Source organism: Bradyrhizobium sp. AT1, from assembly GCF_001590795.1.
Taxonomy (GTDB): Bacteria; Pseudomonadota; Alphaproteobacteria; order Rhizobiales; family Xanthobacteraceae; genus Bradyrhizobium.
The window spans coordinates 6,289,436-6,305,914 of the sequence record NZ_JXDL01000001.1 but is presented as its reverse complement, the minus strand read 5'-3'; the positions used below and the strand labels follow the sequence as shown (position 1 = coordinate 6,305,914).

The following is a 16,479-nucleotide window of genomic DNA, read 5'->3' as shown; positions in this document are numbered from 1 at the left end:
GCCCCCACCGGGGCGCGAGGCCTCGCGGGCACGCTGGGCCGCCTCCGATTCGACCTTGCGGACGGCCTCCTCCAGCGACAACCTTTCTCGGGTGATCTCGGATTCGGAGAGCGGCGGCTGCACGCTGCGCAGCTGCGCGATCAGGGCCGTACGCGCCCGCTCATAGAGCGCGCGACGGCTTTCGCCGGGAGCGTTGGGATCCAGGGCGGCAATAGCGCGGGCGATCAGCGGATAGTAATCAGCCATTTCAACTCAACTATACCCGCGTCCTAGTAAGAGATCGTTAAGCCTCAAACGGGTTTTGCACCAGGATAGTATCCTCGCGTTCGGGGCTGGTGGAAAGCAGTGCGACCGGGCACCCCACCAATTCCTCGATCCGGCGGACATATTTGATGGCCTGAGCCGGCAAGTCGGCCCAGGACCGCGCGCTGGCGGTCGGCTCCTTCCAGCCCTCGATGGTCTCGTAGATCGGCTCGACCCGGGCCTGGGCGCCCTCGCCGGCCGGGAAATGGTCGATCTCCTTGCCGTCGAGCTTGTAGCCGGTGCAGACCTCGATCGTGTCGAAGCCGTCGAGGATGTCGAGCTTGGTCAGCGCGAGGCCGTTGATGCCGCAGGTCCGGACCGCCTGGCGGACCAGCACGGCGTCGAACCAGCCGCAGCGGCGGGGGCGGCCGGTATTGGTGCCGAACTCGCGGCCACGCTCGCCGATCTTGCGCCCGGTCTCGTTGTCCTGCTCGGTCGGGAACGGGCCCTGGCCGACGCGCGTCGTGTAGGCCTTGCACAGGCCGAGCACGTAGCCGACCGCGCCCGGCCCGAGGCCGGCGCCGGTCGCGGCCTGCGCCGCCACCGTGTTGGACGAGGTGACGTAAGGGTAAGTGCCATGATCGACGTCGAGCAGCGCGCCTTGCGCACCCTCGAACAGCATGCGCTTGCCTTCGCGCCGCTTGATGTCCAGGAGGCGCCACACCGTCTCGGCGTAGGGCAGCAGTTGCGGCGCCAGCGCGCTCAATTCCTTCAGGATATCCTTGCCGTCGAACTCGGGCAGATTGAGCCCGCGGCGGAGCGCATTGTGGTGGGCCAGCAGCCGGTCGATCTTGTGCGGGAGCGTATCGAGGTCGGCGAGGTCCATCAGGCGGATGGCGCGGCGGCCGACCTTGTCTTCATAGGCCGGGCCGATGCCGCGGCGGGTGGTGCCGATCGCGGTCGCCGCATTAGCGGATTCGCGGTGCGCATCGAGCTCGCGGTGCAGCGGCAGGATCAGGGTGACGTTCTCGGCGACACGCAGATTGTCCGGGGAAACGGCAACGCCCTGCGAGCGCAGCTTGGTGACCTCGTCGAGGAAGGCGGCGGGATCGAACACCACGCCGTTGCCGATCACCGACAGCTTGCCCTCGCGCAGCACGCCCGAGGGTAGCAGCGCGAGCTTGTAGGTCTTGCCGTTGATCACCAGCGTATGGCCGGCGTTATGGCCGCCCTGGAAGCGAACGACGATGTCCGCCTGCTCCGACAACCAGTCGACGATCTTGCCCTTCCCTTCGTCGCCCCACTGGGCGCCGACGACGACAACATTGGCCATTCGCGGGTAATCCTTCGAAGATTTCTCTGTAAGGGCATGATCCGAACAGAAAACCGGGACCCACTTTTCCGGGATCATGCCTGCGCCCAGCCCAATTCCCGGCCCAAGGCCGTTCGCACGCGAGGCAGCCCCACCGGATAAAGGAAGCAGCCTCTCTAGGCAAGCAAGAACGGGGCTTTTTCAGGGCCCAAAGCGCGGCCCAAGCCTTTGATATCCCCTTAAAATCTCGCAACATTCGCGGCCGGCGCAATGGCTCCGACCAAAGCGTGAGAGGCGCTGTCCGCCGCTGCATGGTCGCGATGCGTCCGCCCCCCGTTGATGCTGGCCCGATTTCCGTGTCTGTGGACAGCGCCGGGCGATCAGCCGGCCCGGATCCCGCCGGGCCGGAGGCCTCGGTGCACGCGGGGCCACACCAATCAAAATGTCCGCCACCGGTCAGACCACGAACGCGGATACATCCGGTCACAGCTGGATCGCCAACCAGCCTTACCTGCTGCTCAGCATCACCGCGCTGTGTTGGGCCGGCAACGCCATCGTCGGGCGGCTCGCCGCCGGCCACATCCCGCCGGTCACGCTGTCATTCCTGCGCTGGTTTTTCGCCTTCCTGCTGGTGCTGCCGTTCGCCTGGAAACATCTGGCCCAGGACTGGCCCGCGATCCGCGGCAAGCTCGGCCTGATGGTCACGCTCTCGATCACCGGCATCGGCGCCTTCAACACGCTGCAATATTGGGCGCTGGAACACACCCAGGCGCTGAACACGCTGCTGCTGCAGTCGGCCGCGCCGCTGATCGTGGCGCTGTGGTCACTGGCCATCCTCGGCGTTCGCCTCACCGCGGCGCAGGCATTCGGCGTGCTGCTGTCGATGTGCGGCGTGCTCACGATCCTGCTGCATGGCGATTTCACCACACTGTCGAACATCGACTTCAACAAGGGCGACCTCATCTTCCTCGTCGCGCTGGCCATCTTCGCGCTGTATTCGGTGCTGAGCTTGAAGCGGCCGCCGATGCACGGCCTGTCGTTCCTCGCCTTCACCTTCGGGGTCGGTGCCGCCTGCCTCATTCCGCTGGAGATCTGGGAATTGTCCGCGCGTCCCGTGATGAAGCTCGACGGGCCGAACCTCTTGACGCTGTTCTACGTCGCGGTGTTTCCCTCGACGCTGGCCTATCTCTGCTTCAATCGCGGCGTGCGCCTGATCGGCGCCAACCGCGCCGCGCCGTTCTTCCACGTCGTGCCGGTGTTCGGCTCGATCATGGCGATGGTGTTCCTGGGCGAACACCCGCAGGCGTTCCACTTCATCGGATTCGCGCTGGTGCTCTCGGGCGTGTTCGTTGCGTCAAGGAAGCAGGCGACGTAATTCCGATCGTAGGGTGGGCAAAGCGAAGCGTGCCCACCATGCCAGTCGGGATGGAGAAGGTGGGCACGGTGCGCAAAGAGCGCGCCTTTGCCCACCCTACAAATCTGTCGACCCGCAACGTAGCGCTATCCGGTCCTGAACTTGCTGTACGCTTCACTCGTCGCGATGATGACGTGCTCGGCGCAACCGTTGACGCGATGCGGGTCGGCCTCGCGCTCGTAGGCTTCCGACGTCATCATGTCCAGGAAAGCCGCAACGGTCGGATAATGGACCAGCGCGACGAAATCCCAGTCGTTGCCGGCATGAGGTCCGAGTGCGATGGCCTTGGCCTCGCCGGTCCAGAGCAAGGTGCCGCCACGCGCCTTGATCATCGGCACCGTGATGGCGCTGTAGCGCAGATAGGCGTCCCAGCCGGATCCATCGCCGTCGCGCGAGCGCGCGTGGAAACGCATCAGGTTCAGCATCACCACCGGCGCCTGCGGATCGAGCTGCTCCAGCCCCGCGATGTTCAACATATTGACCGCCAAAGGCGCCTCCTCAGGGTTTGCCTGCATTGTAGCATTGCGGCGCTGTGACTTGTGCCACGACGCCAATCCGGCGCAAGCTCGCAGAACAACGCCAATGACGATCGCTTCGCCCGCGCCAAAGGCCTCAAATCCGGCCAGTTGGCTCAACAACCAGCCTTATCTGCTGCTCAGCCTGAGCTCGCTGTTCTGGGCCGGCAACATCGTGCTCGCCCGCCATGTCGGCGCGCATGTGCCGCCGCTGACGGTGACCACGATCCGCTGGTACGGCGTGTTCCTGATCCTGCTGCCGTTCGCATGGCCGCATCTGAAGCGCGACTGGCCGGCTCTGCGCAAGAGCCTGCCGCTGATGCTGTTCCTGTCGCTGGTGGGCTTCGCTTTCAACAACGCGATCTCGTACTGGGCGATGCAGTACACGGAAGCGCTGAACGCGCTTCTGATCCAGTCGGCCGGTCCCCTGTTCGTGGCGCTGTGGTCACTGGTGCTGTTCGGCGTGCGGCTGACGGGGGCGCAGTTCGCCGGCATCGCGATCTCGCTGCTCGGCGTCCTGATCATCATCCTGCGCGGCGATCTCGCCGCGCTCGCGAGCATCAGCTTCAACAGGGGCGACATCATGTTCGCCTCCTCGCTGGTGGCGTTCGGGATCTACTCGGCCTTCATTCCGCGCCGGCCCAAGATCCATCAGCTCTCCTTCCTGTCCTTCACCACCTGCTGCGGCGCGACGATGCTGATCCCCGCGGCGATCTGGGAAGCGGCAAGCGGCCGCGTGCTGCAGCTCGATACGATGACGCTGGCGACGCTGGGCTATATCCTGATCTTTCCCTCGACGCTGGCCTATCTGTTCTTCAACCGCGGCGTGGCGTTGATCGGGCCGAACCGGGCGGCGCCGTTCTTCCATCTGGTGCCGGTGTTCGGCTCGGCTATGGCGATCCTGCTGCTCGGCGAGAAGCTGCAGCCGTTTCACCTGATCGGCTACGCGCTGGTGCTCGCCGGCGTCGTATTCGCCTCGCGCCAGGGTTCGGCGGCGAAGTAATTCCGTGCGGCGGACGCTGCGGGCTCGTGTCCCGGACGCGCTGCAGCGTGCAACGCTGCTGCGCAGAGCCGGGACCCAGAGTGTCGCAGCATGGGCCCCGGCTCTGCAGCGCGTCACTTCGTGCTGCGCAGCGTCCGTGGCACGAGACAAACTCCCGTCTTCCGGTTTCGGATTAGAGAGGCTAGGTTCCCGGCCAACCAAAAAGAGGGAACGACCAACCATGATTTCAGGGCTGATTCGAAACCTGCGTGCCGTGGCTGCGGCCGCACTGTGCCTTGCCGCGACATCCACGGCTCACGCCGACAATTATCCCAGCCGCAATATCACGCTGGTGCTGCCGTTCGCGGCCGGCAGCGGCACCGACACCACGACACGGCTGATCTCGCAGCATCTGTCGCAGGCGCTCGGCGTCGGCATCATCATCGAGAACAAGGCGGGCGCCAACGGCATGCTCGCCGCAACCTATGTCGCGAAGGCCGCCCCTGACGGCTACACGCTGCTGGTGACCACCAACACCACGCATTCGGCCAATCCCTATCTGCTCAAGAGCCTGACTTACGATCCGGTCAAGGATTTTACCCCGATCGCGCGCACGGGTGATCTGCCCTTCATGCTGGTGATCAATCCGGAGGTGCCGGCCAAGACCGTCGGCGAGCTCGTCGCCTATGGCAAGGCCAATCCCGGCAAGCTGAGCTACGCCTCGGGATCGTCCTCCGCAATCGTCTCGGGCGCGACCTTTGCGCACAATGCCGGGCTCGACCTCTTGCACGTGCCCTACAAGAGTTCACCGCCGGCACTCAACGACGTCATGGGCGGCCGCGTCTCGATGATGTTCGTCGATATCCTCACCGGCCTGCCGCATGTCCAGGGCAACGCGCTACGCGCGCTCGCCGTCACCACCAAGGAGCGCTCGCCGCTGGTGCCGAACCTGCCCTCGATGCAGGAGGCCGGCGTGCCCGATTTCGACATCTCGTCCTGGCAGGGCTATTTCGGCCCGGCCGGCCTGCCCAAGGAAATCGTGACGCGGCTCAACGCCGAGATCCGGAAGATCGTCGAGAAGCCGGAAATCAAGGCCCAGCTCGCCACGCTCGGCATGGACGCCTTCTCCGGCACGCCGGAGCAGCTCGGCACCTTCGTGGGCGAGCAGCTGGTGCTGTGGGAGAAGCTGATCACCAACGCGAAGATCGAGAAGCAATAGGACTCTCGTGTCCCGGACGCGGCGCAGCGCGAAGCGATGCGACGCAGAGCCGGGACCCAGATCGCCGCGGCATGGGCCCCGGTTCAGCAGCGCACCACTGCGTGTTGCGCTGCGCCCGGGGCACGAGACCTGTAGGGTGGGCAAAGCGAAGCGTGCCCACGCGTGTCAGCGAAACAAGAAAAAAGGTGGGCACGACGCTTCGCGTCTTTGCCCACCTTACGATTCAGTGCCTGTGGTTACGCCGCACGCACCTTGGCGAGGAAGCCGTCGACGGCGCTGCGAAGCGCGCCGGACTGGCTGTCCAGCTCGCGGGCGTTGGTGAGCACGTCGGTGGCCGCGTTGCCGGTCGCTTCCGCGGCCGAGGTGACGCTGCCGATATTGGCGTTGATCTCGCTCGAACCGGCCGCGACCGACTGGATGTTGCGGGCGATCTCGCGCGTCGCCTCGCCCTGCTGCTCGATCGATGCGGAAATGCCCGCGGTGATCTCGCTCATCTCGGCGATCGTCTGGGTGATGCCGGAGATGGCCGTGACCGCGTCGCTGGTCGAAGTCTGCATCGCCGCGACCTGCGCGGAGATTTCCTCGGTCGCCTTGGCGGTCTGGTTGGCGAGCGCCTTGACCTCGGAGGCGACGACGGCGAAGCCGCGGCCGGACTCACCGGCGCGGGCCGCCTCGATGGTGGCGTTGAGCGCGAGCAAATTGGTCTGCGCCGCGATCGAGTGGATCAGCTTGACGACCTCGCCGATCTTCTCGGCGCCGGTCGAGAGCACCTGCACCGTGGCATTGGTCCGCTCGGCGTCGCTGACCGCCTTGCTTGCAACCTCGGTCGAGCGGGTGACCTGACGGGAGATCTCCGCAACCGAGCTCGACAGCTCTTCGGCGGCCGCTGCGACCGTGCCGACATTGCCGGAGGCCTTTTGCGAGGCAGCGCCGACCGTCGCCGCACGCGACGAGGCGTCGCTGGCGGTTGCCGTCATCGACTGCGCCGTCGTCTGCATGCCGGCCGCGGCCGAGGAGACCGAGCGGACGATGCCGTTGACGCTGCGTTCGAAGTCGTTGGCGATGCCCTCCATCGTACTGCGACGTTCTGCCGCGGCACGTTCCTTGGCATCGGCTTCGGTCTTCTCGAGGTCGCGGATGCGGACCGCATTGTCCTTGAAGATCTGCACGGTGGCGGCCATCGCGCCGACCTCGTCGCCGCGGCCGACGCCGGGAATGTCACCCTCGAGCTTGCCGTCGGCGAGATCCTTCATGCGCATGCCGAGCAGCGCCAGCGGACGGCTGATGCCGCGGCTGATCAGCCAGGCGACGCCGCCGGCGACAATGAAGATGCCGAGCATGGCAAGACCAAGCATCCAGTAGACCGGGCCCATCTTGGTGTCGATGTCGTCGAGATAGGCGCCGGTGCCGAGATACATATCGAAGCCTGGCACCGCCACCGCGTAACCAAGCTTGCGGATCGGCGTCGGCTGGCCGGGCTTCACATACTCATAATACAGCAGGATCGACCCGTGGGCCTTGACGCCGTCCATCAGCTCAACGGACAGTTTTCGGCCGTTGGTCACGACATCCATGCGGTTGGCGCCGATTTGCTTGGGATCAGGCGCGAGCTGCGTGATGCCATCATAGGACGTGCCGAACAGATAGCCCGCGCCGTTGTCGTAGGTCATCGCATTGCCGTAGCGGCGAAGCTCGGCCAACGCCGCGTCCTTGGTCAGCTCGCCGGCGTCGACGCGCTTCTTCAGCGCGGCCGCATAGTTGCGCGCCAGCTCGACGATCGCCTTGGCCTGGTCGATGCGCGCGTTCACCATCTCCTGCTTCATCAGGTAGCCGGCGAGGACGCCGGAGATGCAGAGGCCAAACAAGGTGACGCCGACAAGAATGCCGAGCTTCGGGGCGATCTTCAGATTGCTCAACTTCACAGGATGGCTCCGGCAATAATGGGATACGGGCACGCGACCAGATCGATCAAAATCGAATCAATTTTTAGTGGAAGACCCCTTAGCAAGTTACTTACGCCCCTCCGTAGAAGCCCGGACGCAGCCGCGAAAACCGGCAATTTACTTCCGAGCCGACAACCGGGAATTGTACGCCGTCAGCTCGATTTCGCGTAAAAGACGCAAAGGCCCGCCCGCGGAGGCGGGTCACAACAAGAACCGACAAACCAAATCGGGAGCGAGACATGCCGAAATACAGGGTGGTGACGCCGAAGGGCGCGAGCTTCACGGTCGCGGGCAGCGACTATTCCTTTGAGCGCGAAGCGCTCGATCCGATCGACGCCGAAATCGTCGAGGCGCCCGCCAATGAGGCCGAGTTCATTGCCGCCGCGAAGACCGCCGACGCGATCTATGCCAAGGGCATTCCCATCACCAAGACCATCATCGACAGCCTGGAGACCTGCAAGGTCATCACGCTCGGCTCGGTCGGTGTCGACAGCGTCGACGTCAAGGCCGCCACGGCCCGGGGGATCCCGGTGACAAACATTCCCGACACCTTCATCGAAGAGGTCGCCGATCACGCCATGATGCTGTTGCTCGCGGGCTTTCGCCGCCTGGTCGAGCAGGACCGCATGGTGCGCGACGGACGCTGGGCCGAGGGCCGGCCGGCGCTGCTCAAGATCCCGAGGTTGATGGGCCAGACGCTCGGATTCGTCTCGTTCGGCCGCGTCGCGCGTGCCGTTGCGAAGCGCGCGGCGCCGTTCGGCCTGCGCATGATGGCCTACGATCCCTTCATCCAGGAAACGCTGATGTACGACCACGGCGTGATCCCGGCGACGCTGAACGAGGTGCTGTCGCAATCCGACTTCGTCTCGATGCATGCCCCGGCAAGGCCCGAGGTGCATCACATGCTGACCGAGAAGCACTTCCGGCAGATGAAGAAGGGCTCGATCTTCATCAACACCGGCCGCGGCGCCACCGTGGACGAGGAGAGCCTGATCAAGGCGCTGCAGGAGGGGTGGATCGCGCACGCCGCCCTCGACGTGCTGGAGAAGGAGCCGCCCTCGCACAACAATCCCCTGCTCGGCATGGAGAACGTGACGCTGACGGCCCACGTCGCCTCGGCCTCGGCACGGTTTGACGAAGCGCGCAAGCGCCGGGTGGGCTACGAATTGTCACTGGTGCTGCAGGGCATGTGGCCGGTAAGCTGCGTCAATCCGTCGGTACTGCAGACGACCTCGCTCCGTCGCTGGCAACCCGTCAGCATGGATCGCGGGCCGAACAGCTAGGCGGCCGGCGCAAAGGCGCCAACGACCGGAACGACCCTTCACCGGCGATCAACGCCGGGAGGGGAACATCATAGGGAGGTACTGATGAGGAACGACATCACACGTCGTGATGCCTTGGCGCTGGGCCTATCCGCTGCAACGTTTGCTGCCACCGGTGCTGCAGCGCAAACATCCAACATCAAAGCTGCCGACGTGGCGGCGCCCAAGCGCGAGATCGAGAAGGGCGCGTCCTTGCGCATGCTGCGCCCGGTGCGTTTCGTCCAGGCCGACGAGGATGTGTTCCGCGCCAACGCGGCGAAGTTCACCAAGGAGACCGGCGTCGAGGTCAAGGTCGACTTCGTCGGCTGGGAAGACATCAACCAGCAGACCGCGGTCACCTCGAACTCCGGCGCGGGCCCCGACATCATCATCGGCTTCTCCGACGCCCCCCATATCTACGTCGACAAGCTGATCGAGCTGACAGACGTCGCCGACTATGTTGGTAAGCGCTATGGCGGCTGGCTGCCGCTGGCGCAGCGCTACGGCAAGAAGAACAAGAGCGACGCCTGGATCGGCTTGCCGTTCGGCGCCACCGCGGGGCCCCTGATCTACCGCAAGTCGATCCTGCAATCGGTCGGCTTCGACAAGGTGCCGGAAGACCATGCCGGAATCCTCGACCTCTGCCGCAAGCTGCACAAGGCCGGCAAGCCGGCCGGCTTCGCACTCGGCAATGCCAAGGGCGACGGCAACGGCTTCGCCAATTGGGCGCTGTGGTCGCACAACGCGTCCCTGCTCGACGAGGAAGGCAATGTCGTCATCAACAGCAAGGAGACGATCGCCGCGCTGAATTGGGTCAAGGAGATCTACCCCACCTTCATCGCGGGCACGCCATCGTGGAACGACGTCAGCAACAACCGCGCCTATTCCTCGCAGGAGATCTCGCTGACCGCCAACGGCGTCTCGCTGTACTTCTCGCTGAAGAACGACCCGGCGACCAAGGCGATCGCCGAGGACAGCGAGCACCAGCTGCTGCCCAAGGGCCTCGCCAAGGTCTCTCCGATGGCCGGCCTGACGCTGAACGCCATGGTGTTCAAGCACAGCCCGTACCCCAACGCCGCGAAGGCCTTCCTGCAATACATGCTGGAAAAGGACCAGTACGAGCCGTGGCTCAACGCCAATTCCGGCTACTGGTCGCAGCCGCTGGCCGCCTATGCCGAGGCCGCCGTGTGGTCGCAGGATCCCAAGGTGAAGCTGTTCAAGGACACCATGAACAGCACCTATTATGACGGCTACAAAGGTCCGATCTCGACGGCGACCGGCGCCGTCAGCGCCGACTACGTGCTGATTCAAATGTGCGCGTCTGTCGCCACCGGCGCGGCCACGCCGGAAGCCGCCGCCGCGGAAGCCGAGCAGCGCTGCAAGCGGTACTTCCGGCGACAGAGGTAGCGGACGACCGAGCCGTCGTCATTGCGAGGAGCACTTGCGACGAAGCAATCCAGACTATCGCCTCAGAGACAGACTGGATTGCTTCGCTTCGCTCGCAACGACGAGTGTAGCGACAGCATAGAACAGGACGTCGACACGCATGTCCGTGACCACCCTCTCCTCTCCCGCCCTGGCGCACCGGCAGCCCTCCTGGCTGGTGCGATTGTTCGACTACAAGCCGTTCCTGATCGCGATGTGCCTGGCGCCCGCGATCGGGCTGCTCTCGGTGTTCCTCACCTATCCGCTCGGCCTCGGCATCTGGCTGGCTTTCACCGACACCACGATCGGCCGGCGCGGCATCTTCGTCGGCTTCGAGAACTTCCAGTATCTGCTCACCGATCCCCTGTGGTGGAACGCGGTCTTCTACAGCGTGGTCTATACGGGGATCGCGACCTTCGGGAAGTTCGCGCTCGGCTTCTGGCTCGCGCTGCTGCTCAACAACCATTTTCCGTTCAAGAGCATCTTGCGTGCCATCATCCTCTTGCCCTGGATCGTGCCGACCGTGCTCTCGGCGCTGGCGTTCTGGTGGATCTACGATCCGCAATTCTCGATCATCTCCTATTTGCTGGTCGATGTGCTGCACTGGCGATCGAGCAATGTCGACTTCCTCGGCTCGCCCTGGCCGGCGCGGTTCTCGCTGATCGCGGCCAACATCTGGCGCGGCATTCCCTTCGTCGCGATCTCGCTGCTGGCGGGCCTGCAGACCATCTCGCCCTCGCTCTACGAGGCCGCGATGCTCGACGGCGCCAGCGCCTGGCAGCGCTTCCGCTACATCACCTTCCCGATGATGATGCCGATCCTCGCCATCGTCATGACCTTCTCGATCATCTTCACCTTCACCGACTTCCAGCTGGTCTACGCCATCACCCGCGGCGGACCCGTCAACTCGACCCATCTGCTGGCGACGCTGGCGTTCCAGCGCGGCATCGCCGGCGGTGAGCTCGGCGAAGGCGCAGCGATCGCGGTGTCGATGATCCCGTTCCTGGTGTTCGCGACGCTGTTCTCCTATTTCGGCCTGGCGCGCCGCAAATGGCAGCAGGGAGAGGCCAATGACTGACACGGTCGCGCAACAAGGCATCGCGGACGCCAAGGCCGCCCCCGACACCATGGCCTGGGATTCCGGGCTGCGACGGCTGATGATGATCTATTTGCCGCTGGGCTGCTTCGTGCTGATCCTGCTGTTTCCGTTCTACTGGATGGCGATCACCTCGTTCAAACCGAACGCGGAGCTGATGAACTACCGGGATCACAACCCGTTCTGGATCTCCTCGCCGACGCTGGCGCACATCAAGCACCTGCTGTTCGACACCGCCTATCCACGCTGGCTGTGGACGACGATGACGGTGGCGATCGGCTCGACCACGCTGTCGCTGATCGCATCGACGCTCGCCGCCTATGCGATCGAACGGCTACGTTTCCGCGGTAGCCCTTATGTGGGCCTCGGCATCTATCTCGCTTATCTCGTGCCGCCCTCGATCCTGTTCATTCCGCTCGCCACCGTCGTGGTGCAGTTCGGCCTGTTCGACTCGCCGCTGGCGCTGATCCTGGTCTATCCGACCTTCCTGGTGCCGTTCTGCACCTGGCTCCTGATCGGCTATTTCAAGTCGATCCCCTACGAGCTGGAGGAATGCGCGCTGGTCGACGGCGCGACGCGCCTGCAGATCCTGCGCCGGATCACGCTGCCGCTGGCGGTGCCCGGGCTGATCTCGGCTGGCATCTTCTCCTTCACGCTGTCCTGGAACGAGTTCATCTACGCGCTCGCCTTCATCCAGAGCGGGGCCAACAAGACCGTGCCGGTCGCGATCCTGACCGAGCTCGTCACCGGCGATGTCTACCAATGGGGCGCGCTGATGGCGGGATCTCTGCTGGGATCGCTGCCGGTCGCGGTGTTCTACTCGCTGTTCGTGGATTACTACGTATCCTCGCTGACCGGGGCGGTGAAGGAATAGTTTATCGTGCTATCCTGATAGATCGGCCGCCTTTCTTGGCGCAAACAGCTGCGACGGCGACGGGTTCAGTCGTTGGCGCCGCCAAGACATATCCAAGAAAGGACCATCGCATGGCGTCGCCGAAACTCCCCGCACTGTCCCGACGTGGCTTCTGCCTGTGCTGCGTTGGCGGCGCCTTTGCCGCCACGGCCGGCTGGCTTAGCCCGAGGGAAGCCTTCGCCGAAGCGCGCGGCATCGTGAGCCTGATCAAGGACAGCGCAGCGAAATCGCCCATCACGACCTACAAGCTGCGCAACAATATCAGCGTGCTCGAAGGATCCGGCGGCAATATCGCCGTGCTCACCGGATCCGACGGCAAGCTTCTGGTCGATGCCGGCATCGGTGTCTCGCGGCCCCAATTGACTAAGGCGCTGGCCGAGCTCGGCGGCGAACCGATCAAGCATCTGATCAATACGCATTGGCACTTCGACCACGCCGATGGCAATGACTGGTTGCACGCCGCCGGCGCGAAGATCATCGCGCACGAAAACACCCGCAAGCACCTGTCCGTTGTGCAGCGCGTCGAGGATTGGGACTACAACTTCCTGCCTCTCGCGACGAATGCAGTCCCGACGGAGGTCTTCGCCAAGGACCATCATCTCAAAGTCAACGGCGCATCAATCGCGCTGAGATATAGCGGTCCGGCTCATACCGATGGCGACATCTCGGTGATGTTTGCCGAGGCCAACATTCTTCACGCCGGTGACACCTACTGGAACAACATCTACCCTTTCATCGACCATTCAACCGGCGGCAGCATCGGCGGCATGATCGCGGCCTGCGACGCCAATCTGGCGGTCGCCAACAACGACACCATCATCATCCCCGGTCACGGCAAACCCGTCAGCAACAAGGCAGAGCTACAGGAATTCCGCGACATGCTGGCCGCCATCAGGGACAATGTCGGCAATCTCAAGAGACAGGGAAAGACACGCGACGAGACGGTCGCCGCCAAGCCCACCGCCAAATTCGACGCGAGGTGGGGACAATTTCTCATCGACCCCGGCTTCTTCACCAGACTGGTCTACGAGACCGCGTGAGAAGCAGCGCACGGTAAAGGAATAGCCCGAGCCTGCGGCCTTTCGCCCGGCTTCACAAAACTGCAACACGCGATCCGCATAAGGCGTGCGTCCGCCAACAGGAGACGCACATGCGCGCGACTTTTCTTTCCACCGTCGCAACGATCATTCTCGCCACAAGCTCGGCGCTCGCGCAGAGCGAGGGTGAATTCCCGGCCAAGCTCGCCGGCCACGTGGTGATGCCGGCCGCGACCTTCATCGACGCACCGGCCGATGCCCCCGCCGATCTCAAGACCTCCGGCAAATACACCACCGGCAAGCGCGTCGATGCGCTCGGCACCGTGATGGGCAAGTCCTATGAGCGTCCGACCGGCGTGTCGCTGCCGTTCAAGGGCCAGCCGCTGCAGGGCCATTCCGGCATCAAGACCATGCCCGACGGCAGCTTCTGGGTCATCACCGACAACGGCATGGGCGCACGCGCCAATTCGCCGGATTCGATGCTGTACCTCAATCGCTACAAGATGGATTGGGCGGGCGGCAAGATCGAGCGGCTGGAAACCATCTTCCTGCACGATCCCGACAAGAAGGTGCCTTTCCGCATCGTCCACGAGGATACGCAGAAGCGCTATCTGACCGGCTCCGACTTCGATACCGAAGGCTTCCAGATCATCGGCGATGTCTTCTGGATCGGCGACGAGTTCGGCCCCTACATCCTGAAGGCCGACAAATCAGGCAAGATCCTCGGCGTGTTCGAGACGGTTGCCGACGGCAAGCCGGTACGCTCGCCCGACAATTGGGCAGTGGCGACCCCGGGCGCGCCTGGCGCGACCTACACCAACGTCAACCTCCGCCGCTCCAAGGGCTATGAGGGCTTTGCTTCGTCCAAGGACGGCAAATTCCTCTATGGCTTGCTCGAAGGCCCGCTGTGGGATGCCGAGAAAAAGGATTGGGAGAAGGTCGACGGCAAGGAAGCCTCCCGCATTCTCGAATTCGACGTCGCCGCGGAGAAGTTCACCGGCCGCTACTGGCAGTATGTGTTCGAGCAAAACGGCAACGCGATCGGCGACTTCAACATGATCGATCAGGCCTCCGGCCTCATCATCGAGCGCGACAACGGCGAAGGCACCGCCGACAAGGCCTGCCCGCAAGGCACCCGCGGCGAGAACTGCTTCCCGGATCTCGCCAAGTTCAAGCGCATCTACAAGATCGAGCTCACCGACGCCAATGTCGGCAAGCCCGTGCGCAAGATTGGCTATATCGACCTCATGAAGATCAGGGATCCCGACAAGAAGGCGCGGAAGCCGCTGAACGACGGCGTCTACACTTTCCCGTTCTTCACCATCGAGAACGTCGATCGCGTCGACGACACTCACATCATCGTCGGCAACGACAGCAATCTGCCGTTCTCTTCCAGCCGCGATCCCAACAAGGCCGACGACGACGAGTTCATGCTGCTCGAAGTCGCCGATTTCCTGAAGGCGAAGTAGACCTGTCCCGCTCCTCTCCCGCTTCCCGCGGGGGAGGTGCTCTCTCACTTCCCGAAGATCACCGGGATGTTGATGGGAACGGTCGAGTATGTGATCTCGGGCGGCATGGCCGGAAACGGTTGGGCCTGACGCATCATCGCCGCGGCCTGGGCGTCGAGCGCCGCAATGCCCGACGATCCGCTGACGCGGCTGGACAGGACCTGGCCGCCGCGACCGAGCGTGAAGCTCAGCCTGACCACGCCTTTCTGACCATTGGCAGCCGCCGGATATTGATGAAAGCGCATCAGATGCGCGCGGACGCGTTGGTAGTAGGTCGCCATCGCCGAAGCGACCGCACCGGCGCTCACGGCCGAGGCCAGCGGAGCCTGGCGCTCCGCACGCGGCGGCGCGCTGGTGCGGGGGGCGGGCGGCGCCTCCGACGGTTTCCGGGCATCAGGGCGCACCGCCTTGGGCTTCACAGGCGCGGGCTTCTCCATGGGCTCGACCTTGGCCGGCTCGGGCTTCAGCGGACTTGGCTCGCGCTTCTGCTCCGGCGGCGCCACAACGTCCGGCTTCTCCTGCGGCGGCGTTGATGGAATCATCTCTTCGACGACTTGCTGCTGCACCGACTCGGGTGGCGAGGCATCCGCCTGCTGCATCACCGGTCCCGGCGCGATATCGAGCGGCGTTGTCTGCGGCGCGGAGGTCTCCGGCGTCATGTCGACGAGGATCGCCGGCATGTTGACGCCCTGGTCCGGCATCTGCTTCAGCCAATTCATCGCGAGCAGCGCGGCGGCGAGATGCAACGCCACGATCACCGCTGCCGATCCGCCCCAGCGCGCGGCCTCGCGTTCGCCAAGCGGCTCGTGCAGGGCAAAGGCGTTCGCGGCCATCAGTTGCGTCCGTCGAGGCCGACCAGGGCGACCTTGAGATAGCCGGCATTGCGCAGGGCGTTCATCACCTCCATCAGGTCGCCATAGGAGACCGCCTTGTCGGCGCGCAGATAGATCCGCTCGTCCTTGCGGCCCTTGGTGGCGGCGTCGAGCGCCGTGACCAGGCCCTCGCGCGCCATCGTCTCCTCGCCGACGGCCACGGTGAGATCCGGCTTCACCGTCACGAAAGTCGGCTTGTCCGGCCGCGGCGCGGGCTCGGCGGCGGTCGCCGGCAATTCGACGCCGATATCGACGGTGGCGAGCGGAGCGGCCACCATGAAGATGATCAGCAGCACCAGCATCACGTCGATGAACGGCGTGACGTTGATCTCGTGGGTGACGTCGAGATCATCCGGAGCGCCGCGCGAACCGAGCTTCGATGCACCGAGCTTTGCGGCCATGGCCCTACTCCGCCGCCCGCGCCAGGCGGAATTCCCTGTGGTCGCGCTGGCGGCTGACCAGCAGCATGAGCTGGGCCGAAGCGTCTGCGAGCAGGGCGCGGTAATTGGCGATGCCGCGGACGAGATGATTGTAGATCACAACCGCCGGGATCGCCGCCACGAGACCGAGCGCGGTGGCGAGCAGCGCCTCGGCGATGCCGGGCGCAACCACCGCGAGGCTGGTGGTGTGGCTCTCGGAGATGCCGATGAAGGCGTTCGTGATGCCCCAGACCGTGCCGAACAGGCCGACGAAGGGCGC

Annotated in this window: 15 protein-coding genes and 1 pseudogene; 9 read left to right on the top strand and 7 right to left on the bottom strand. The window is 64.5% G+C overall.

All coding sequences use genetic code 11. The features are described 5' to 3' along the window. Positions 1 to 246 (bottom strand): annotated as a pseudogene (locus SE92_RS29220) (hypothetical protein); the annotation flags it as partial. A gap of 37 nt (positions 247 to 283) precedes the next feature. Beyond that, positions 284 to 1,576, bottom strand: coding sequence for an adenylosuccinate synthase (locus SE92_RS29215; protein ID WP_063201306.1), 1,293 nt, complete (start codon positions 1,574 to 1,576; stop codon positions 284 to 286). Between the two features lie 421 nt (positions 1,577 to 1,997). On the opposite strand from SE92_RS29215, the gene SE92_RS29210 reads away from it, so the two are divergent. After that, entirely contained in the window at positions 1,998 to 2,930 is a 933-nt protein-coding gene (locus SE92_RS29210) for a DMT family transporter (RefSeq protein ID WP_063201304.1), read from the top strand. Between the two features lie 125 nt (positions 2,931 to 3,055). Here the strand turns inward: SE92_RS29210 and SE92_RS29205 are convergent, their stop codons facing one another. Then, on the bottom strand, positions 3,056 to 3,457 hold the full coding sequence (locus tag SE92_RS29205; protein WP_063201302.1) for a DUF1330 domain-containing protein: 402 nt from the start codon (positions 3,455 to 3,457) through the stop codon (positions 3,056 to 3,058). Positions 3,458 to 3,551: 94 nt separating this feature from the next. On the opposite strand from SE92_RS29205, the gene SE92_RS29200 reads away from it, so the two are divergent. Continuing rightward, positions 3,552 to 4,487: a DMT family transporter gene (locus tag SE92_RS29200; protein WP_063201300.1), complete on the top strand. Its 936-nt coding sequence runs from the start codon at positions 3,552 to 3,554 to the stop codon at positions 4,485 to 4,487. 220 nt (positions 4,488 to 4,707) lie between these two features. Beyond that, positions 4,708 to 5,685: a Bug family tripartite tricarboxylate transporter substrate binding protein gene (locus SE92_RS29195; RefSeq protein WP_063201298.1), complete on the top strand. Its 978-nt coding sequence runs from the start codon at positions 4,708 to 4,710 to the stop codon at positions 5,683 to 5,685. A gap of 236 nt (positions 5,686 to 5,921) precedes the next feature. Here the strand turns inward: SE92_RS29195 and SE92_RS29190 are convergent, their stop codons facing one another. After that, positions 5,922 to 7,607 (bottom strand): methyl-accepting chemotaxis protein, encoded by a 1,686-nt coding sequence (locus SE92_RS29190; RefSeq protein ID WP_063201296.1) that lies wholly within the window; start codon positions 7,605 to 7,607, stop codon positions 5,922 to 5,924. A gap of 260 nt (positions 7,608 to 7,867) precedes the next feature. Here SE92_RS29190 and SE92_RS29185 point away from each other — a divergent pair, with 260 nt between their 5' ends. The 6 genes from SE92_RS29185 (at position 7,868) to SE92_RS29160 (ending at position 14,869) form a co-directional block, all read left to right on the top strand. Next, positions 7,868 to 8,911 carry a C-terminal binding protein gene (locus SE92_RS29185; protein ID WP_063201295.1) on the top strand — a complete coding sequence of 348 codons (1,044 nt, stop codon included), beginning with the start codon at positions 7,868 to 7,870 and terminating at the stop codon, positions 8,909 to 8,911. 84 nt (positions 8,912 to 8,995) lie between these two features. Continuing rightward, complete coding sequence (locus SE92_RS29180) at positions 8,996 to 10,336, top strand: ABC transporter substrate-binding protein (protein ID WP_063201293.1); 1,341 nt, start codon at positions 8,996 to 8,998, stop codon at positions 10,334 to 10,336. Positions 10,337 to 10,475: 139 nt separating this feature from the next. After that, on the top strand, positions 10,476 to 11,432 hold the full coding sequence (locus tag SE92_RS29175) for a carbohydrate ABC transporter permease (protein ID WP_063201291.1): 957 nt from the start codon (positions 10,476 to 10,478) through the stop codon (positions 11,430 to 11,432). Then, positions 11,425 to 12,324 (top strand): carbohydrate ABC transporter permease, encoded by a 900-nt coding sequence (locus SE92_RS29170; protein WP_063201289.1) that lies wholly within the window; start codon positions 11,425 to 11,427, stop codon positions 12,322 to 12,324. Before SE92_RS29175 ends, SE92_RS29170 begins: the two co-directional genes overlap by 8 nt. Before the next feature lie 110 nt (positions 12,325 to 12,434). Then, complete coding sequence (locus SE92_RS29165) at positions 12,435 to 13,403, top strand: MBL fold metallo-hydrolase (protein WP_063201286.1); 969 nt, start codon at positions 12,435 to 12,437, stop codon at positions 13,401 to 13,403. Positions 13,404 to 13,513: 110 nt separating this feature from the next. Continuing rightward, the gene (locus SE92_RS29160) at positions 13,514 to 14,869 is read left to right on the top strand and encodes an esterase-like activity of phytase family protein (protein ID WP_063201283.1); all 1,356 of its coding nucleotides are present in this window, start codon (positions 13,514 to 13,516) and stop codon (positions 14,867 to 14,869) included. A 44-nt stretch (positions 14,870 to 14,913) separates the two neighbouring features. Here SE92_RS29160 and SE92_RS29155 read toward each other — a convergent pair whose 3' ends face one another. The 3 genes from SE92_RS29155 to SE92_RS29145 form a co-directional block, all read right to left on the bottom strand. Continuing rightward, the gene (locus tag SE92_RS29155; protein WP_063201280.1) at positions 14,914 to 15,741 is read right to left on the bottom strand and encodes an energy transducer TonB family protein; all 828 of its coding nucleotides are present in this window, start codon (positions 15,739 to 15,741) and stop codon (positions 14,914 to 14,916) included. Continuing rightward, a complete protein-coding gene (exbD, locus tag SE92_RS29150; RefSeq protein WP_063201277.1) occupies positions 15,741 to 16,181 on the bottom strand; it encodes a TonB system transport protein ExbD in 441 nt (146 codons plus the stop codon). The genes SE92_RS29155 and exbD overlap by 1 nt, the downstream gene beginning before the upstream one ends. 4 nt (positions 16,182 to 16,185) lie before the next feature. Continuing rightward, positions 16,186 to 16,479 (bottom strand): MotA/TolQ/ExbB proton channel family protein (locus tag SE92_RS29145; RefSeq protein WP_198172817.1); only part of this gene is annotated, 294 nt, incomplete at its 5' end.